Source organism: Vibrio coralliilyticus ATCC BAA-450 (assembly GCF_000176135.1).
GTDB classification, from domain to species: domain Bacteria; phylum Pseudomonadota; class Gammaproteobacteria; order Enterobacterales; family Vibrionaceae; genus Vibrio; species Vibrio coralliilyticus.
Window position 1 is genome coordinate 184063 of sequence record NZ_ACZN01000017.1, and the last position, 19462, is coordinate 203524.

Genomic DNA, 19462 nt, shown 5'->3' on the forward strand with positions numbered 1-19462 from the left:
TCCAATGAATACTTTGACTACATCGTGGTAGGTATGCGATCAAAGATGAGTAAATACTCTACAATCAAAACAATAAGTGAATAATTATGAAAAAGACGTTAATTTTGGCTGGTTCCTTGTTGGCAGCACCAGCTTTTGCAGATGACCTACCCATGGCTCCTGAAGCAGTAAGCGCTAGTTACGCTGCTGAAGTACAAGCAAATCAAACATACACCTACGTTCGTTGCTGGTACCGTCCAGCCCAAAATCACGATGACCCTTCTACAGATTGGGAATGGGCGCGTGATGACAATGGTGATTACTACACAATTGACGGCTATTGGTGGTCATCCGTTTCATTCAAAAACATGTTCTACACCAACGCCACTCAAACTGACATAGAAAACCGCTGCAAAGAAACGTTAGGGGTTAACCATAACACTGCCGATCTTCTTTACTATGCATCTGACAACCGTTTTTCATACAACCACAGCATCTGGACAAACGACAATGCTGTAAACAATAAAATCAATCGCATTGTTGCCTTTGGTGATAGCCTATCAGACACAGGGAATCTCTACAACGGCTCTCAATGGGTATTCCCCAACCGAAACTCGTGGTTCTTAGGCCACTTTTCTAATGGGCTTGTATGGACAGAATACTTAGCCCAAGCCAAAGGTGTTCCCCTATATAACTGGGCGGTTGGCGGTGCGGCTGGAACCAATCAATACGTTGCTTTGACGGGGATTTATGACCAAGTCACGTCATACCTGACTTACATGAAAATGGCTAAGAACTATAACCCTCAGAATAGCTTAATTACGCTTGAGTTCGGCCTCAATGATTTCATGAACTATGACCGTGAAGTCGCAGATGTTAAAGCGGACTTAAGTAGTGCAATGATCCGATTAACAGAATCTGGCGCAAACAACATCCTATTGTTTACCCTACCTGATGCCACTAAAGCGCCGCAGTTTAAGTATTCAACACAAGACGAGATTGATACGGTAAGAGCCAAGATCGTTGAGTTCAATGAGTTTATCAAAGAACAGGCGACACTCTATCAAACGAAAGGGCTTAACGTCGTGCTTTACGATGCACATGATATATTCGATCAAATCACATCAAACCCTAAACAGCATGGCTTTGAAAACTCAACGGATGCATGTTTGAACATCAATCGTAGCTCGTCAGTCGACTACCTCTACAGCCATGAGCTTACCAATGACTGTGCTTACCACAGTTCGGACAAGTATGTTTTCTGGGGGGTTACCCACCCTACAACTGCAACACATAAGTACATTGCAGACGAAATCATTCAGACAAAGCTAAACCAGTTCAACTTCTAGCTAGGTCGGAAATCAAAAAAGGAGGCAGTATGATTGCCTCCTTTTTCCATTTTAATGCCTAGCTAAGCAGTCACACTTTTAGCCCTGAATACGTTAATGCCGAATAACGCGATAACAGCAAGCACAAACGGTAGCACATAAATATTTAAGTTCTCCCACCCTACCGTTGCTTCCAGCCAACCAGATAACAAAGCAGTAATTGTCACACAGCTAAAGACAAAAAATTCGTTAAAGGCTTGGGCTTTAGATTTGTTGTGCGCGGCATACGATTGACTGAACAGCCCCGTTGCGGCGATAAACATAAAGTTCCAACCAACACCGAGTAAAACCAGAGCGAGCGAAAAATGCCAAATCGACTGACCATGGATATTAATCGCCACGCAAAGCACGAATAAAATACCTCCCGTCAGGATCATTTGTCTCGCGCCAAACTTTTCAATCAATTTACCGGTAAAAAATGCCGGTACGAACATCCCAAGCACGTGCCACTCGATGACGCCTGCGGCTTTCTCGAAGTCGAAGCCACAACCTATCATCGCAAGTGGCGTGGCTGTCATGAGAATGTTCATCACGGCATACGCCACCATGGCAGCAAACACCGCCAACATGAAATTAGGCGCTTTGATGATTTGAAGCAGTGGCTCAGGGTTATCCTTAGCAGTTCCCGTATGATGCGCCGGGAACTGAATGGTCTGAAGTAAACACAATGCAATAATATTTAGCACAATCAATGACATGAAAGCACCTACGTATAGTGAATCACCTGTCATTTGTTGCGAGTATACGGCTAGATTAGGTCCAAGAACCGCAGCTAAAACGCCACCAGCCATAGAGATAGATATCGCACGATGTCGTGCGCTTTCTTCACACACTTCAATTGCTGCAAAACGATACAAGGTACCAAACCCGATACCAATACCAAGTAAGAAAGTCCCGACACAGAACAGATAAAACTGCTCATTAGACAAAGCATAGGTCGCTACTGACGCACCGGTAATGCCAACCAAGTTACCTAAACTAAAGCCTTTTCTTCGACCAAATTTCCCCATGATCAGAGAAGCAGGAATCGTTGCGCTCATTAGCCCGAGGAATTGCAATGCGACGGGCAAGGTGATCATACTTTCACTTGGCGCAATTTCCTTACCCACTAACCCAATCACAGATATCAGCAGGATATTGCCCGTCATCAGTAGTGCCTGACAGAGTGACAGAATCCAAACATTCCTATTCACTTTAACGCCTCGCTAACCGCAGAGTTTGCGTGTATTTCAGTGGTGTCGAACAATGGAATATCCGTATCTTGCTCTGAAATCAATAAGCCTATTTCGGTACAACCTAGAATCACACCTTGTGCGCCGTCTGCGGAAAGATCCTCAATAATGGTTTTAAAATCTTGTTTCGATCTAGCGTTTATCTCACCAAGACAAAGCTCATTGTAAATAACATCATGGACAAGCCTTCGCTGAACACCATTTGGCACAATCACTTCTATTCCAAATTTATCGGTTAGGCGTTGTTTGTAGAATAACTGCTCCATTGTGAAAGCCGTGCCAAGCAAACCAACTTTATTGATTCCTTGCTCTGCCAACTGCTGACCTGTCGCATCGGCAATATGGAGTAACGGTATTGAGACGGCTTCTTCGACCTGACTCGCCACTTTGTGCATCGTATTGGTCGCAATTAGAAGAAAGTCAGCACCAGCCTTTTCAAGTGATTGAGCAGCTTCACTAAGAATAATTGCGGTTTTATCCCATTCACCTTTGTGTTGCAGGGCTTCTATCTCAGCAAAGTCGACGCTGTTCAGGATGAGCTTAGCTGAGTGCAATCCGCCTTTTTCGGCTTTAACTCTCTGATTTATTTGCTTGTAGTAACTTGCTGTTGATTCCCAGCTCATTCCACCAATAATACCGATTGTTTTCATCACGACTCCCTTCACGTAGATATTCCACTAATTAATCAAATGCATAACAAAATTACAAACAAAATAAAATGAGTCAGGATTATTACTCTCCGCCCTCACCCTAAAATTCTCACCCCATAAAAAAACCCTGAGCTGTTCACTCAGGGTTTTTGTCTTTTCAGTAACATCAGGCTAGCTAGTCACTTCTTCTTTTACGGGAAGTACTTGCTTCACATAGTCACCCGGTGCAGGCCCTAGTACAGGGAACTGTTCGTTACCTGTACTGAACGGCTCAACTTGCTCTTCAGGGCTAAAGCCCAACAACCATTGATGCCAATGTGTCCACCAAGAGCCTTCAGTATGAGTGGCATTACTTAGCCATTCATCAGCACTCTCGTCCAAGCTATCGTTGGTCCAAAAACCGTACTTGTTCTTCGATGGGTGGTTAACGATACCAGCAATGTGGCCAGACTCACCCAAAACGAACGTTTTGTTGCCACCGACGTTGAGAGCGCCGCGGTAAGTACCTTGCCACAAAGCAATATGGTCTTCTTTAGTCGACACAAAGTAGCTCGGGATCTTTATCTTGTTCAGATCGATCCATACACCGCCAACTTTCACACCTTTGTCTTGTACCAGTTTGTTGTTCAGATACAGCTCACGAAGCATAAAGTTGTGACAAGTCGAGCTGACATTGGTGCTGTCGCTGTTCCAATAAAGCAGATCAAAATCTACTGGGCTTTGGCCTTTTAGGTAATTATCTACATAGTAGTTCCAGTAAAGGCTATTCTCACGCAGTAGGCTGAATGTCACGCTTAATGAACGGCCATCCATGTAACCTTTAGCATTGTTTTGCGCTTCAATTGCGCTAACAATGGTGTCATTAATATAGGCACCAACTTCACCTGGTTGCGAGAAGTCTAACAAGGTCGTGAAGAACGTCGCACTCTTAATACGCTTCTTCATTCGCTTCGCAGCATAGTAAGCAATGGTGCTAGCCAGAACCGTACCACCAATACAGTAACCCGCTGCATTGATTTGCTCCTGACCAGTGATATCTTCTATTGCCGATACCGCTTTCGCTACACCTTCAGTAACATAGTCACCAAACTCTACCTGACTTTGCTCTTTGCCTGGGTTGCGCCAAGACATCATAAATACCGAGTGTCCCTGTTCAAGCAGCCAGCGAACCATTGAGTTCTTCTGACGCAAATCCAGAATGTAGTATTTGTTGATGAATGGAGGCACGATCAACAACGGCGTCGCATGAACTTTTTCCGTCATTGGACGGTACTGAATCAGCTCAAACAGTTCATTGCGGTAAACCACTTCACCTGCCGTGTTCGCAACGTCGTCGCCTAAGCGAAATGCATTGTTGTTTGTCATGCGGATCTTGAGGATATCTGCACTCGATTCAACATCTTCTTTCAGCTGCTCCAAACCTGCCAACAGGTTTTCGCCATTTTGCTCTAGAGTCAGCTTCAATAACTCTGGGTTAGTTGCGATGAAGTTGCTTGGAGACATAGCGTTGATTGCTTGACGGGAGAAGAAGCTGATACGCTCTTTCGCTTTCTCGTCAAGGCCTTCAATGCTATCGATTGTTTGTAGGTAAGTTTTGCTGAAGAGTAAGTATGACTGTTTGATGAAGTTATAAAACACATCACTTTGCCATTCTTCGTTGGAGAATCGCTTATCGCCCTTTTCTGCTTCAACAACGGATTCACTGTTTTGAGCGAGCGCGACGTTTTGCCAAATTTGCAGCTGCTGTTGCCACCATTCAGCTTGGATTTGCAGCATTGCAGCTGGTTGGTTTGCAGCACTTTCGAAGAGCTTAGTGGTATCTTCGAAATTCACTTCTTGCATTGCTTTGTTCAGAGGGGAGTTAACGGCTGCCCTGCTTAGTTCTAGATCTTCCCACCACTTTTGATTGGTTTCCTGGAGCTTCACAAGGTAGTCCGAAAAGAAGTGTTGATACATATTGCTACTCCTATGATCGGAAAAAATGCCGCCTTTCGGCGGCACAAACAAGTCAGTGTTATGCGGGAGTCACTGTCTTAAGGTTTTCCGTTGTTAGCTGATCAACGTCATCTTTGAACTCTTTAGCAATAGACTGAAGCTTGTTGCTGTCGTCCATCATTTGCTGAGAAAGCTTAGTTAGAACTGAAAGCTGCTGGCTGTTGAATGCAGTTAGAGAAGTCACGTCTTTGATTTCACTTGCCGCTTTCATTTGAGTCAGACCCATTTCGCTGTATGTGCGAATTGCATTCAGTTGAAGTTCAGTCATGACTTCAACATTCTTAGTCACAAGTTTGTTGAACTTCACGTATGGTTCTAGGCTCTTTTCAGTTTGGTCTGTGAAAGATTTGAAAAAATCAGTGTACATAGTCTTACTCCTGGGTTAATTCCATTTTAATTTAGCGAAAATTCAGGCTCGAATTGAATTTAAGCGATTGATTTAATAACTACTGCAGTTCCCATACCGCCACCAACACATAGTGAAGCGACACCATAAGTACCGTTACTTCTGGTAAGTTCGTGAACAAGGGAAACCAAAATACGGTTACCTGATGCACCTAGAGGGTGACCAAGAGCAATCGCACCGCCATTTACATTGGCTTTATCTAAAATCGAAGAAACGGATACATCGTGTTCTTGCGCTAGCTTATGGATGACACCGAGTGCTTGAGCAGCAAACGCTTCATTCAATTCATAAACATTGACATCATCTGTTGTGATTTCTGCTTTGCTCAGTGCTTGAGTCACAGCTTCTACCGGACCCAATCCCATGATTTCAGGGTTTAGTCCAGACTGCGCGTAACTTGCAATCTCAGCAATAGGTTGCAAACCATGCTTCTGAACCGCACTTTCACTCGCAACAATAATCGCGCTCGCACCGTCGTTAATACCAGACGCATTACCAGCAGTAACAGTGCCTTCTTTTTCGAAAGCAGGACGTAGCTTCTCTAAACCGCTCAACGTTGCATTCGCTTTCGGATATTCATCCGTGTCAAAAACAATCGTTTCTTTGCGTTTTTTCACGTCAACAGCAACGATTTCATCCACAAATTTACCTGCCTCAATCGCCGCAACGGCTTTCATTTGGCTTGCAAGTGCGTATTCATCCTGCTGTTCACGGTTGATCCCTACTTCGCGAGCAACGTTCTCAGCTGTTTTGCCCATATGGTATTGATTAAAAACATCAGTCAATCCATCGTTGATGAGCAGATCCGTTAGATTCATGTTGCCCATCTTGTGTCCGTCGCGAATGTTGCTAGGCACAATGAAAGGAATCTGGGACATCACTTCAACGCCTGCCGCAACCACGACAGAAGCATCACCAGATCGAATGTGACTAACCGCATCCATAACCGTTTTCATACCGCTGCCACACACCATATTGAGTGTGTAAGCAGGTACTGATTCTGGAATACCAGCATAGAGAGCAGCCTGGCGGCCAATACCCATACCTTGTCCGGCACCTACGACGTTACCAACGATAACTTCGTCCACTAGCTCAGGGGCAACTTTACCTTGCTCCAAAGCGGCTTTAATCGCAATTGAGCCTAGATTTCCTGCTGAAATGTCTTTTAACGTTCCGCCAAATGAACCAATTGGCGTGCGCTTAGCTGCAACAATATAAACTTTTTCCATCTCATTCATCCTTAATGCATGTATAAGCCGCCATTTACAGACAGTGTCTCGCCTGTAATGTATGCACCCGCATCGCTCACTAAGAAGGAAACTGACTTAGCAATTTCTTCCGGTGTTGCGAGGCGTTTCATTGGGATTTGAGCTTTGATTGATTCAAGTACTTCTGGCTTCATTTGCTCAACCATAGGAGTACCTGTATATCCAGGAGCAACAACATTGACCGTCACACCGCTTCTCGCACCTTCTGCGGCAAGCGCTTTTGAGAACCCAATCATGCCTGCTTTTGCAGCCGAGTAGTTTGTTTGACCAAACTGACCTTTTAGGCCATTCACTGAAGAGATATTGATAACGCGCCCGTTGCCTTTTTCACACATAGCAGCAAACAGTGGCTGCGTAACGTTGAACAAGCTGTTTAGGTTTGTTTCAATGACTTCTTTCCAAGCCGATGCTGTCATCTTTTTAAACACGCCATCACGAGTGATACCTGCGTTATTTACAACGACATCGATAGTCCCTTCTTCTTCTAACAAAAGAGCTAAACGTTCAGCACACTGCTCAGTATTGGTTACATCCAATTCGAACAAGCGAACTTGATCTTCATTGAATTCTTTATCGTTAAACCAATCTAAAGCACACTGATAGTTACCAGTAAAATAGGTAGCAATTACACGATAACCATCGTTAACTAGTTGAGAAGAAATTGCAGAACCAATTCCGCCTTTTGATCCCGTGATCAAAGCGACTTTTTTCATTAAGAGACTCCATTCTTAACAGCAATTAAAATAATTTATTCGCCATTAACCGGTGCCAACAATAAGCACCAACCAACGTTATTAATAATACTTAAATAAGGAACTTTCCGTCCTCGTTCTGTTAATTAAAACTAATGTCTTAATGTTACAGTTCAAATACTTTTTGAGTTTAGTTGCATAATGTTGAACAAGATCTCATAAGGAATGTAATGTTATATAGTTGTTAATCCCACATATCTCATTGTTTTATAAGTATAAAATTTAAACTCTTCTTTTATCAGCAATAGCTAAAACACTGTTTTAACTTCAATTTTCGTCGTTTACACCTATTTCATCAATCTTTATCACCTTTTAAAACGTAATTATTTTCGTTACAGATAGGTTTACGTTTACATGACAAAAGAATCATTTCGTTATTAGACTTTGGTTTAACTATGCAATCCATTGCAATTTATAATATGGTTAATTAAATCGATAAGTTCATGTTAATTTTAATATATATATCGATTGACGTTATTTATACTAAAGTCTAGCCAAATCGGCGAATTCTGTACTTACTTTATAAAATAAAGACATAAAAAAACCCGGTAAAAATTACCGGGTTGGCCAATATCGAATCGAATTTCTATCCGTGAATTTATCCGGCAGTGGATGGTTTGATTCGGTAGAAAATGGCAAACAGAACTGGTACTACGATCAGTGTTAATACCGTAGCAAATCCCAAACCAGCCATTATTGTTATTGCCATCGAGCCAAAGAAAGCATCGAATACAAGTGGAATCATCCCTAATATCGTTGTCAGTGCGGCCATACTTACCGGGCGTACACGAGATATCGCACTATCAAATACAGCTTGGTAAGGGTCCTTACCCGACTCAAGCTCAATATTAATTTGGTCTAGTAGAACAATGCCATTTTTCAGAATCATGCCACTTAAGCTCAGCAAACCAAGGAAAGCAGTAAAGCTAAACGGCATATCTGTCGCCAGTAAGCCTATCGAGACACCGATGATTGACAGTGGAACCGTGAACCAAATAACCAGTGGTTTACGCAGTGAGTTAAATAGGAACATGGTGATAATGAACATCAGCATGTAACCCATCGGCAATGAACCAAACAAGGCTTCTTGTGCATCCTTAGATGACTCATATTCCCCGCCCCAGCTAATGCTGTATCCTTCAGGTAAGCTCATTGCCTGTACTTTAGGCTGAATACGAGCAAATAGACTTGCCGCAGTTTCATTACCTAACACATCATGATCAGCCAATACGGTTAAAGTACGTTTACGATCACGACGCTGAATCAGCGGTTCTTGCCATTGAAGGCTTACCCCATCAATCACTTGATCCACTGGGATATATGTCTGCAGTGATGGGCTCCAAATCTTCACATTGGCCAAGGATTCGAAATCAACGCGTTCTTCTTCTGGCAAACGAGCGATAATCGGCAGCATATGCGTTCCATCACGTAACAAGCCAATTGGAGTTCCACCAAATGCCATTTGCAAAGTGTTGGATACATCTTCTTTTGAGATGCCTAAACGACGGGCTTTTGACTCATTAAACTGAGGCACTAGCTCCTTGGTACGTTCACGCCAGTCGTGACGAACATTTCGTGCTCCAGGATCAGCCAGTAAAATGTCTTCAACCTTAGCCGCAATCGAACGTAGAGTCTGAGGGTCTGGACCAGTGATCCGTGCTTCAATCTTGGACGCCGGTGACGGGCCAAACTCCATCAACTTGAACTGGAATGTGGGCTGATTGAACTGAACTGAAAGTTCTCTATCAAGCTCCTCCAGAAGCGAGAACATCACTTCTCGATCTGTCGTTCGAACTTGAAGCTGAGTATACGCTTCGTAACTTTTCTCAGGCTGATAAGTCAGCGCAAATCGCTGCAAGCCTTGGCCTGTTGTGGTGGTTACAAATTCAACATTGTCTTTAGCACGAATGTACTGTTCCACCTTCTTCGTTTCTTCAACAGTTTTACGAATGTCCGTCCCTTCTGGCATCCACATATCTACGTAAAACATGGGGGTGTTTGAAGGTGGGAAGAATGACTGCTTGACCATGCCAAAACCAATTACAGCAACCACGAGCAGTCCAACCATGCTGGCGACAGTTAACCAACGAAAACGAAGCGCGAGCTTTAAGCAAGCACCAAAAACGGTAAACAAGATTCCTTTGTAAGGATCAACATCTTCAGCGTCAGCATTCGTTTCATTTTCCTTGAGCATTAAATCCGCAAGGAAAGGGGTCAGCGTGAGAGCCGTGATCCAGCTTAGGAATAGTGAGAAACATAGCACCCAAAACAGAGAGCCCATAAACTCACCAGTCGCATCCTGAGACAGGCCAATTGGAGCAAATGCAGTAATAGCAATAACTGTGGCACCTAGTAGCGGCCACTGAGTCTGTTTGACAATATCAACAGCTGCTTGAAGTTTAGTCTTGCCCTTCTTAAGTCCGACCAATATCCCTTCAACGACCACAATGGCGTTATCCACCAGCATACCCAAGGCGATTATCAGCGCACCTAGGGAAATACGGTGTAATTCCACATCATACTGCTTCATTAAAATGAACGTACCAAATACGGTCAGTAAAAGCACAGCACCAATGATAAGGCCACTACGTAATCCCATGGCGAAAAGCAAAACGATGATAACGATCGCAACGGCCTGCCCTAGGCTGATAATGAAATCATTGACTGAATTATCGACTTCTGCGGACTGATTGTAGAAATAATTAATTTCTACGCCTGCTGGCTTAATGTTTTCCAATTCCGCAAGTTCCGCTTGAATCGCGTTCCCTACCTCGACAACATTGACACCAGATCCAAAAGAGATCGCTAGATTGATTGATGGTTTACCGTTGTATGTCAGTACGTTAGAAGGTTTGTCTTGAATTCCTCGTGACACGGTCGCCACATCTTTCAAACGAATCAGGTTACCCGTATCACGGCCGTGGATAATGAGGTCTTCCAACTCCTGTTCCGAGCTCATAGTTCCGTTTGGTCGAATCGTTAGTGACTGTCCATTGACCATCACATCACCAGCGGACTGTACACTGTTTTGCTGACTTAACAGGCCAACCACGGTGTTCATATCCAGATTAAGGGCAGCGAGTCTTTCCAGCGAAACTTCGACGAACAATTGTTCCTGCTGATCACCTGAAATAGTTACCTTGCCGACACCATCAACTAATTCCAGCTCACGGCTCAAATAGTCAGCATAACGTTTTAGCTCGATATAATCGTAGCCATCTCCAGTTAGCATCAACATTACGCCATATACATCACCAAAGTCGTCAATGATCTGGATAGAGTTCACGCCACTTGGCAACGATGGTTGAAGATCATAGATTTTACGGCGCATTTCATCCCAGATTTGTGGCAATTCGTCCGGGCCGTATTCCATTTCCATGCTGACCATAATTTGTGACATGCCATTGGAAGACGTGGATGTGATCTTGTCGATATAAGGCAGCTTTCGAATTTCTTTCTCAAGCGGGTATGTTAATTCTTCCTCGACTTCCTGTGAGGTAGCCCCCGGGTACGTAGATATGATCATCGCATCTTTAATGGTGAACGCAGGGTCTTCCAAACGACCAAGATCCATAAATGACGTGTAGCCACCCACCGCCAAAATGACCAGAAATAGCCAACTAATGACTTTGTTTTTTATTGAATACTCCGCAATGCTCACTGCTGCGCTCCTTTAATTTCCATGCCTTCACGCAGCTTGCGTAAGTTAGAGTTAATAATGATGTCACCAGTATCGACGCCTCCTGAAATTAACGCGCCAGAGCCGTTAATCTGGCTCACCGAAATGGGATAACGATGTGCAATATTGTCTTCCAACTTCCATGCAAAAAAGTCCTGTGGATTAAAGCCTGTATCAACCGCTGTCATTGGCAATTGATAACCTTGAATGGTGTTGAGACCAGCCTTAACCAGATCGACTGAGACTTGCACACTCGTACCCGGCAAAATACGTTGCTCAATCTGAGGCATAGACAGCCAGAACTCATACGTTTGGCTATCTGGGTGCAGTTCACTCGTGTGCTCCAGATAAGACACGGTATAAGCCCCATCATGACCAGCAAAAGTTGCTGTTGGCTGATATCTTTCTGAACTCAACTCTGGTTTGAGCATTGCTAGGACGGTATCTGACACGTTGAGTTTGACGTAAACTTTTTCGTCTTGATAGATGGAGACAACCATTTCACCGGGGCTGGTGTTCTCAAACTTTTGCTTGTCTACGCTAGACACCACACCATCAAACGGTGCTTTTAGACGCGTATAAACCACTCTGAGTTTGGCAGTACCTAAATTCGCTTCTGCTAGTTTGAAACTTGCACTTAACTCATCAAGATCAGCACTTGAGATCATTTTGTTGTGTCTTAATTCCTGACCACGCTTAAACTGCTTTAGTGCCAGCTCGTATTTGGCCTGTGCATCGGTAAGGTTTTGTTTTGCTTTCGCATCATCAAGAATCGCGACGACTTGCCCTTTTGTGACATTGTCACCTTCCTGAACCAGAATCGAAGATATCTCGCCGTCAAGTCGGAAAGATAAAGGGGTCAGTTCAGCGGGCATCACCTGACCATTGAAGCTTCTATGTTGACTGGTGAGAGGTGAGCCAACTTCAAATGTATCAACTCGTAGTTCATTTTTTTCTCTGTGTTCCACAGATGGTTTACATGCCACAAGACCTAAAACAGAGAGCGCAATGATTGAGGCTTTAAACATTTTCATATCAGATCCCTCCCTCTTTAATCCAAGCTTTAACCTGTTGACCAGAGGCCAATTTGTCTACGCCAGCTTCTACAATCAGGTCGCCTTTCTCCAACCCGGAGATAACGTCACCATGTTCATCTAGCGTTACTTGAATTTGTTGGATGGTCTGATTTTCAGAATTAAATCGATACAAAAGTCCAGTCGTATCGTGCTTTGAAATCCACGCAGAAGGCGCAATTTTTATCGTCGCTTTCTTCTCATCATTAACCAAGTGAACTTGGCCCGTCATTCCAGGTAATAGGTTTAATTCTTGTGGTCGTTGAATCGTGACGCTGGCGCTGTAACTGTTGGTATCAACGTCAGGTTGCGTGGAAATCTCTTTGAACTCAGAAGGAATATCGACATCGCGATGACTGTCCATAGAGACTGTGAGTGTCGAAGCGCTGAACTTGTCTAATCCATATTGCTCGGTGTAAGTCACAGGTACGGTGAAAACAACATCCATGACACTGTTATCGATAAGGTTTAGGATCGGTTGGTTTGCACCAACTACTTGATGTTCTTTGGCAAAGGTAATGGATACAACACCATCAAAAGGAGCAGTAATACGGGTATAGTTTAGATCTGTGACAGCCTGTTCATAGGCAGCTTTGGCCGCTTTGTACTGGGTCTCTGTCTGGTCAAAATCATCCGTACTGATCAGCTTTTTTGAGTACAATTGATCTGCTCGATTAAAGGCTGTCTTAGCTAAACTGTATTCGGCCTGACGAGCATCCAACGCGAGCTGATAATCATTAGGGTCCAAAATAGCAAGCACATCCCCTTTCTCAACCATACTTCCCATCTTTACGTTAAGGCTCTCAATTTCTCCTGCGACTTGAAAAGAGAGTGCAGCTCGGTCAGTGGCATCGATTTTGGCAATGAAGGAATCGACCTGGCTTAGGGTTACATCCGGCACTTCCATCAACTTCACTGGTGTCACAACGGGTGTTGTCACTTCTGATACGGCTTTATTACAGCCAACCAGCGTCAACCCAATCGCACTTGCGATCAAAAGCTTTGCTGATGGCCTCATTCTGAATGCAGATTTGATCATGTGGTGATCTCATTTTAATTTTATTACACAGTTGTGCAGTATATGGATAATATAAGCGAGATCAATGTTTATTTTCCATGTGTGCAGTATAATTTTTTGGTATGCTTGTTTTATAAGTGACGTATGAGATGAAAAGCGATTCGATTTCTGTTAGAAATACCGCGTCGTAAGCAATTGAACGAGAAAATGACTGAAAGAAAGCAAGGCCGCCGAAGCGCCCAAGATGCAGAAAAGACAAAATGTGAAATCATGAAAGTCGCGACAGAGCTCTTTTGTGAGCTAGGTTATGAACGCGTGTCACTTCGTAACATCAGCGAAAAAGCCGGAGTTTCGCATAGCTTGATCAGGCATCATTTTGGTAGCAAAGAGAAAATCTGGTACGCGATTAGCGATAGCCTACACTGTTATATGGAGACCTATATCCATACTATCGTTGAGAACATGCCAAAAGACATCACCGCCAACGTTAAGCTTTATCTGTTCTCTGTTCGCCTACTCGCGCACCTGTTGACCTTTAAGCAACCCATCCAGTTGATTGCTGATGCCGTCCGTCAAGAAGATACGCTATTCGACTATTTCATCGATAACTCAGGTGAATTGGAAGATATGGTCAACCGCATCGCTGATGACTATAACGAGGCTTTTCCTCAAACTCCGGTTAAAATCTGGGAAATCAAATGGCAGATGATCATGTTTGCCCATGGTGCAGCCAGCCTCGGGCCGTTTATGCGCGAAACGTGGAGCGATGAGACCCGGGATTATCAGCAATGCTTGCTCAATCATTGGAGTATGTTTAACCAGATGATGGCATGCCGCTTTCAAGTTCCTCAAGCCTATATTCTTTCACCGAGTAAGGTTGAAGATTTGATCTTTGACGTCCCTTGTGAAGCATCTGAAGAATCCTTAACAACTGAATAAACCATTCAACGACTATGGCCAACATTCGAGATGTAGCAAAAGAAGCAAAGCTATCTGTTGCTACTGTATCAAGAGTCATTAATAAGCTTCCTCATACTAGCCAAGCAGCGATTGACGCCGTCCATACAGCGATGGAGAAGCTAAATTATCGCCCCAATGCCAATGCTCGCGCTTTGGTGAGCAAATCCTCGCCATCCATTGGGGTTTTAGTTGCCGATGTATCAAACCCTTTTTACGGTGCGATGGTACAAGCGATTGATGAAGTCGCCCGTGAATATAAGAAGCATATTCTGATCACCCATGGTTATCACAATGAAGCGTATGAGCGGGAGGCGATTGAGCTCCTCATTAACAATCGTTGTGACTCGCTGGTGATTCACAGTAAAGGATTATCCGATCAGGAGCTAATCAAGTTCTCTCAAGAGATCCCCGGCCTGACCATCATTAACCGTTTCATTCCAGAAATTGCAGAACGATGCGTGGCCTTGGACAACGTCAAAGGCAGCAGTTTAGCCCTCAATCACTTGTTACGTGCTGGCCACGAAAAAATTGGTTATCTTGCGTCTTCACATCAAATTGAGGATTCAGTTGATCGCAAACAAGGCTATCGCTCAGAGCTAGAAAAACATGGCCTATCCTATTCGGGTAGCCTGGTTGCTGCGGGCGAACCTGATGAACTAGGTGGTGCAGAGGCGATGAGAAACCTGCTAGCGAAAAACGTCCCGTTTACCGCCGTCGCAACCTACAACGATTTGATGGCGGCCGGCGCGATAAAGGTACTGACGGAAAACAACATACGCGTACCGGAAGATGTTTCTGTCATAGGGTTCGATGATTCTTCTATTGCCAGTTATTTGTCCCCGACGCTGACAACAGTTCGCTACCCGATTCAAATCATGGCCAGTCACGCAGCAAGACTTGCTATCCATCTCGCAGAAAAAAGCCCTTACGAGCACGATAAGCACCTGTATGTGCCGACACTTGTTGTTCGCCATTCAGTCAAAAAGCAGTCCTCTGTATAAAGAAAAGCCCCGCTATGCTGTCAAAACATAGCGGGGCTTTTTGTTTACTTAACGCCTAGAGATTAGCGACAAATGTGACCGTAGAACGAGCCGGCACTTGATATTCATCACCTTGCTTCTCTAATTCAATTAAAGCTAAGTTGTGCTCTGAGTTCGTCACGTATGTCTGGTACGTAGCTTCACTTTGAGACCCTTCAAGGTCAATAGAAACGGCTTCGGCACTATCACCTGCATTCACTGCAACCACCACAAGCTTATCTTTCTCAGGGCTCACATAGGCTGACGTCATCAGCCCTTTAAGTTCATCCGGCCCATCAAGCTCTACACGCTGATAGCCCGGGCGAATAAAGCGACTGAAGTTACCGACCGTCCACATCATTTTTGAATCTTGCACGGTATCAGATTCCAATGATGGATCGATCTTAATCATACCGTCCTTATAATCGTATGGCGTCAGCCCCAACCACCAATGCCAAGCAGATGCGTTCAGTCGTGTTAGATCACGATGAATGATGCGACCCACATGCAGCGCATAATCCATATCATTCACATCGAACCCATGACCATCAAAGTTTCTCGCAAGCCCTGCATCGCCAAGAATGCTCATCTCACTCATCCATATCTCTGCATCCGGAGAAACCGATTTTAGGTTGCCGTAAGTCATCTCTCTAAGTTTTTCTAGTCGGTCTGGCCAAGCATCAGAGAAGTAGCCATGCACGGAGATCTGGTTACCGATAATGTCGCGAATCTCAGGGTCACCAAGTAATTCATCAATGTAATTGCGGTACAAGCCTACACCACGAGCATTCATACCGTTAGTTTGAGATGAGCCATCAAAATTACGCTTGTAGGCATCCTTGAGTGCAGCAGTAAACTCCACCACCTCGCCACCATCAATGTGAACATCATTTCGGATACCAGCATCTGCGAGTTTTTTATCTAGGCTACGATATACCGCTTTGACTTCTTCCATGTTATAGCGGTTTCCTTCTTGGGTTTGCCCTTCCCATTCCCAAGTTGGCTCGTTGATTGGACTAACGTAATTGACTGGCACACCCACTTCATCACTGCGAAGGTAAGTCAATACATCAACCAAAAAGTCAGAAAATTCATCCACTTTATCCGCTTTAAGGTTTGTTGAACCCACACCGTCGGCTGCCGTTGGATGAGTTAAGCCGTTTTTCGTCAGATAGTGAGGTGGACTATTCGCAAACGCAATAAAGTTGTCTACACCACGCTGATGCGCTTCCTGCATAAACCGGATTTGTCCTTGCTGCTTTGTGCTATCAATACCAGCACCCGATTCTGGGACCAGTAACTCGGCTCTTCGCATTGGATCACGGATAAAGCTACCGTCACCCTGCCCCGCACTGCCTGCACCAATGTTAAACCGCCAAGCTGACAACCCAATACCCTTCTCGGTAGAAAAAAGTAAATCCGCCAAGTGATCAATAGCCTTTTGATCGCCTTCAGCCTGCCACTTATTAATAGTCGGATTAATTGACCATGCATCAGACGCACCAAAACTATGAATGGTTTGCTTAGTATTATTTAATTCAACATCCAGTGTTTGGGCCGCAAGTGTCCCTGACAGTACACAACTCACTGCCATAGATAACAATATTCTCTTCATGCCTATCTCAATATATTTTATTAATTAGAAAAGATAATAGAAATTAAATATGAAAATTAGAATGATCGACGATAGCCAACTTTAAAGAAGAAATAATCATCTTCCCATTGCTTTTGACTCCAATCTTGTTCAAAGTTTTCTTTATCTTCGGTTTGATAATATGTTTCAAAGACGAATTTAGACTTGTCATCAATTTTATAATCACCCCAAAGACCAGCACGAACTCTTAACTCATCTTTATCGCCATAATTGACGCTTTCTGCCTGGCGATAAAAAGTATATCGAACAAACGGTGTAACCGTGAGGTCGTCGAAAGTCTGGGTGTAATTTACACGAATTTGCCACTCAACCCTTTTTTCTTCTTCCCAAGCTCGGTTATCTCCTTCGTAACCATTTTGTTTGCTTACTTCACTATACAATGTCGTCTGAAGCGTCTTATCGTATGAGAGACGTGTCCGCAGTCCAAAATCTATTTCATGATAATAGTCCGTGTAGCCTGTACGAAGATCGTTATTTGCTTCGTCCTGACAACCATTATCTCCCACACAGTCCGTACCTCGAGGCCTGTTTCTCACGCCTACCGGAGCAATAAAGCCGTCCAGAATGAGGTCATAATCTTCCGTCAAGTAATAAGCCATATTGTTATAGAAGCGATATTCAGTCCGGCGTGTGTCGTTGGCATACATCTCATTACGAATCTGGAATTTAGGCCCCCACCAGAAATCTTCGTAGCCTTCTGACCAACCAATGGCAACGTCCTGTCTCGCTCGGTTGTTCCACGTACGCTCATCGCTTTCTATCATATGACGATAGCTAAAGTTGGCGTAAAGAAACATCGACGATTCTTCAATGGGATTAAATTCCATCGCAATATAGGGCATGGTATTGGTTCGTTGTTCTTGTTCGCGCCAATCTTCATATTCATTGCCAAGTTCAATATAACCAGCAATACCAAATGATGAGAATACTACCGCTGCACATGCCAAAATGGCTGTGTTATTTATTTTCATATTTGACCTTTAGTATTGGATATAATTAAGTAGAAGAAATTTCTTTAAGAACCATATTTTGGTAATCACCGTTTAGGCGATAACTTCTCTTATAAATATAAGCGCTGAGCAAAACTAATAATGTTGGTATACCAATCATTAGTGCACGTAAACCTAATATTGTTTCGTCACTCTGCTCTACATTCGGTACATAACCAATTGCTGTCAGGCCAATACCTACGAAGAACCCTGATAATGCACCGGCAAACTTAACCAACATCGTTTGGATGGAGAAGATGATGCTTTCGCTACGATGACCAGTTTTGTATTCGCCATAATCCACCACATCCGCCAACATAACCGTCGACAGCCCATTAGACAAACCGCCGCCAAACTTCAGCGCCGCACCCGCAATTCCTACCAAAATGCCGTTCTCAGGCGCAAATAGCCCGGTCAGCGCGAGAATGAGACTGCATAGTAAAGGGAATGCGCAAGCCACCAGCCACATAAATTTACGATTGATGATGTTACATAGTTTAGGGAAGAGGAATACGCCTGCAATTTCCGCCATACCTGAGACCAAAGCGAACATAGGGAACAGATCTTCACGGCCAATCGCGTAGCTAAAGTAGTATATGGCAAAGCCACCAACCAACTGAATCGCAATGTTAAATGCCAGCACTACGCCAATCAGAGACTTCAATTGATCATTCTTGCTGATGATATCTTTAACATCTTTAAACGAGAATTTTTCTGTCGAAACTTTCTTGTTCTTGATGCGCTCTTTCACATTGAAGAAGGTAATCAACGCACTCGCGATAAACGCGACGATGATCGCCATACTCAAGTACAAAAAGCCGGAACCTTTGTCTTCACCACCTAAAAAACCAACCACATATAGTCCGTACGTTCCCATAAGGGTCCAAGCACAGCTAGCAAACAAGCGCGGCCATACGACTAACTTTTCGCGTTCTACTCGTAGGGAAGACATGGAAGGAATCATAGACCAGTAAGGAATATCCATAATGGTATAAGTCACGCCCCAAAGGATGTAAGTGACCGTCGCATAGATGTACACCATGTTGTCATCAATATTGTGAGTATTGAATACCATCAATAAGAAGACGGAGTTGACTAAGGTTCCGATCACAATCCAAGGGCGGAATTTGCCGAAACGACTGCGCGTGTTATCGACAATCATGCCCATGATAGGGTCAGTTACCGCATCAACAAATCGCGCAACAAGAAACAGTGTGCCAACAAACGCTGCAGATATACCGACAACGTCTGTGTAATAGAACATTAGAAAAATATAGATAATGGAGCAGGCAAAATCTTTGCCTAACGCCCCTAGCCCATACGAAAACTTGGTTTGAATCGATATACTACCTTCAGACATATAAGGCTCCTTAGCCTTTGCTATTGGTTTGAATTAGGGT

15 protein-coding genes are annotated in these 19462 nt (G+C 43.9%); 3 read left to right on the top strand and 12 right to left on the bottom strand.

What is annotated here, in order from left to right:
- The first annotated feature begins 86 nt into the window (after positions 1-86).
- A complete protein-coding gene (locus tag VIC_RS16150; protein WP_006961107.1) occupies positions 87-1328 on the top strand; it encodes an SGNH/GDSL hydrolase family protein in 1242 nt (413 codons plus the stop codon).
- A 62-nt stretch (positions 1329-1390) separates the two neighbouring features.
- Here VIC_RS16150 and VIC_RS16155 read toward each other — a convergent pair whose 3' ends face one another.
- The 9 genes from VIC_RS16155 to VIC_RS16195 all read right to left on the bottom strand — a co-directional run bounded on the left by VIC_RS16155 (position 1391) and on the right by VIC_RS16195 (position 13461).
- Positions 1391-2560 carry an MFS transporter gene (locus VIC_RS16155; RefSeq protein ID WP_031343086.1) on the bottom strand — a complete coding sequence of 390 codons (1170 nt, stop codon included), beginning with the start codon at positions 2558-2560 and terminating at the stop codon, positions 1391-1393.
- The gene (locus tag VIC_RS16160) at positions 2557-3249 is read right to left on the bottom strand and encodes an aspartate/glutamate racemase family protein (protein ID WP_006961109.1); all 693 of its coding nucleotides are present in this window, start codon (positions 3247-3249) and stop codon (positions 2557-2559) included. The genes VIC_RS16155 and VIC_RS16160 overlap by 4 nt, the downstream gene beginning before the upstream one ends.
- Before the next feature lie 171 nt (positions 3250-3420).
- A complete protein-coding gene (phaC, locus tag VIC_RS16165; RefSeq protein WP_006961110.1) occupies positions 3421-5205 on the bottom strand; it encodes a class I poly(R)-hydroxyalkanoic acid synthase in 1785 nt (594 codons plus the stop codon).
- A 58-nt stretch (positions 5206-5263) separates the two neighbouring features.
- A complete protein-coding gene (locus tag VIC_RS16170; RefSeq protein WP_006961111.1) occupies positions 5264-5611 on the bottom strand; it encodes a phasin family protein in 348 nt (115 codons plus the stop codon).
- A gap of 59 nt (positions 5612-5670) precedes the next feature.
- Positions 5671-6879: an acetyl-CoA C-acetyltransferase gene (locus VIC_RS16175; RefSeq protein WP_006961112.1), complete on the bottom strand. Its 1209-nt coding sequence runs from the start codon at positions 6877-6879 to the stop codon at positions 5671-5673.
- 11 nt (positions 6880-6890) lie between these two features.
- Positions 6891-7631 carry an SDR family oxidoreductase gene (locus VIC_RS16180; protein ID WP_006961113.1) on the bottom strand — a complete coding sequence of 247 codons (741 nt, stop codon included), beginning with the start codon at positions 7629-7631 and terminating at the stop codon, positions 6891-6893.
- 637 nt (positions 7632-8268) lie between these two features.
- Entirely contained in the window at positions 8269-11331 is a 3063-nt protein-coding gene (locus VIC_RS16185; protein ID WP_006961114.1) for an efflux RND transporter permease subunit, read from the bottom strand.
- Complete coding sequence (locus VIC_RS16190) at positions 11328-12383, bottom strand: efflux RND transporter periplasmic adaptor subunit (protein ID WP_006961115.1); 1056 nt, start codon at positions 12381-12383, stop codon at positions 11328-11330. The genes VIC_RS16185 and VIC_RS16190 overlap by 4 nt, the downstream gene beginning before the upstream one ends.
- Before the next feature lies 1 nt (position 12384).
- Positions 12385-13461 (bottom strand): efflux RND transporter periplasmic adaptor subunit, encoded by a 1077-nt coding sequence (locus tag VIC_RS16195; protein ID WP_050778632.1) that lies wholly within the window; start codon positions 13459-13461, stop codon positions 12385-12387.
- Between the two features lie 186 nt (positions 13462-13647).
- Between VIC_RS16195 and VIC_RS16200 the strand changes: the two genes are divergently transcribed.
- A complete protein-coding gene (locus VIC_RS16200) occupies positions 13648-14379 on the top strand; it encodes a TetR/AcrR family transcriptional regulator (protein WP_006961118.1) in 732 nt (243 codons plus the stop codon).
- Positions 14380-14393: 14 nt separating this feature from the next.
- The gene (locus VIC_RS16205; protein WP_006961119.1) at positions 14394-15401 is read left to right on the top strand and encodes a substrate-binding domain-containing protein; all 1008 of its coding nucleotides are present in this window, start codon (positions 14394-14396) and stop codon (positions 15399-15401) included.
- 55 nt (positions 15402-15456) lie between these two features.
- Here the strand turns inward: VIC_RS16205 and VIC_RS16210 are convergent, their stop codons facing one another.
- The 3 genes from VIC_RS16210 to melB are packed head-to-tail and all read right to left on the bottom strand — an operon-like array spanning position 15457 to position 19422.
- Positions 15457-17034, bottom strand: coding sequence for a glycoside hydrolase (locus VIC_RS16210; protein ID WP_152472404.1), 1578 nt, complete (start codon positions 17032-17034; stop codon positions 15457-15459).
- Positions 17035-17090: 56 nt separating this feature from the next.
- The gene (locus tag VIC_RS16215; protein WP_006961122.1) at positions 17091-18044 is read right to left on the bottom strand and encodes a hypothetical protein; all 954 of its coding nucleotides are present in this window, start codon (positions 18042-18044) and stop codon (positions 17091-17093) included.
- A gap of 25 nt (positions 18045-18069) precedes the next feature.
- Entirely contained in the window at positions 18070-19422 is a 1353-nt protein-coding gene (gene melB, locus VIC_RS16220) for a melibiose:sodium transporter MelB (RefSeq protein WP_006961123.1), read from the bottom strand.
- Positions 19423-19462 lie beyond the last annotated feature (40 nt).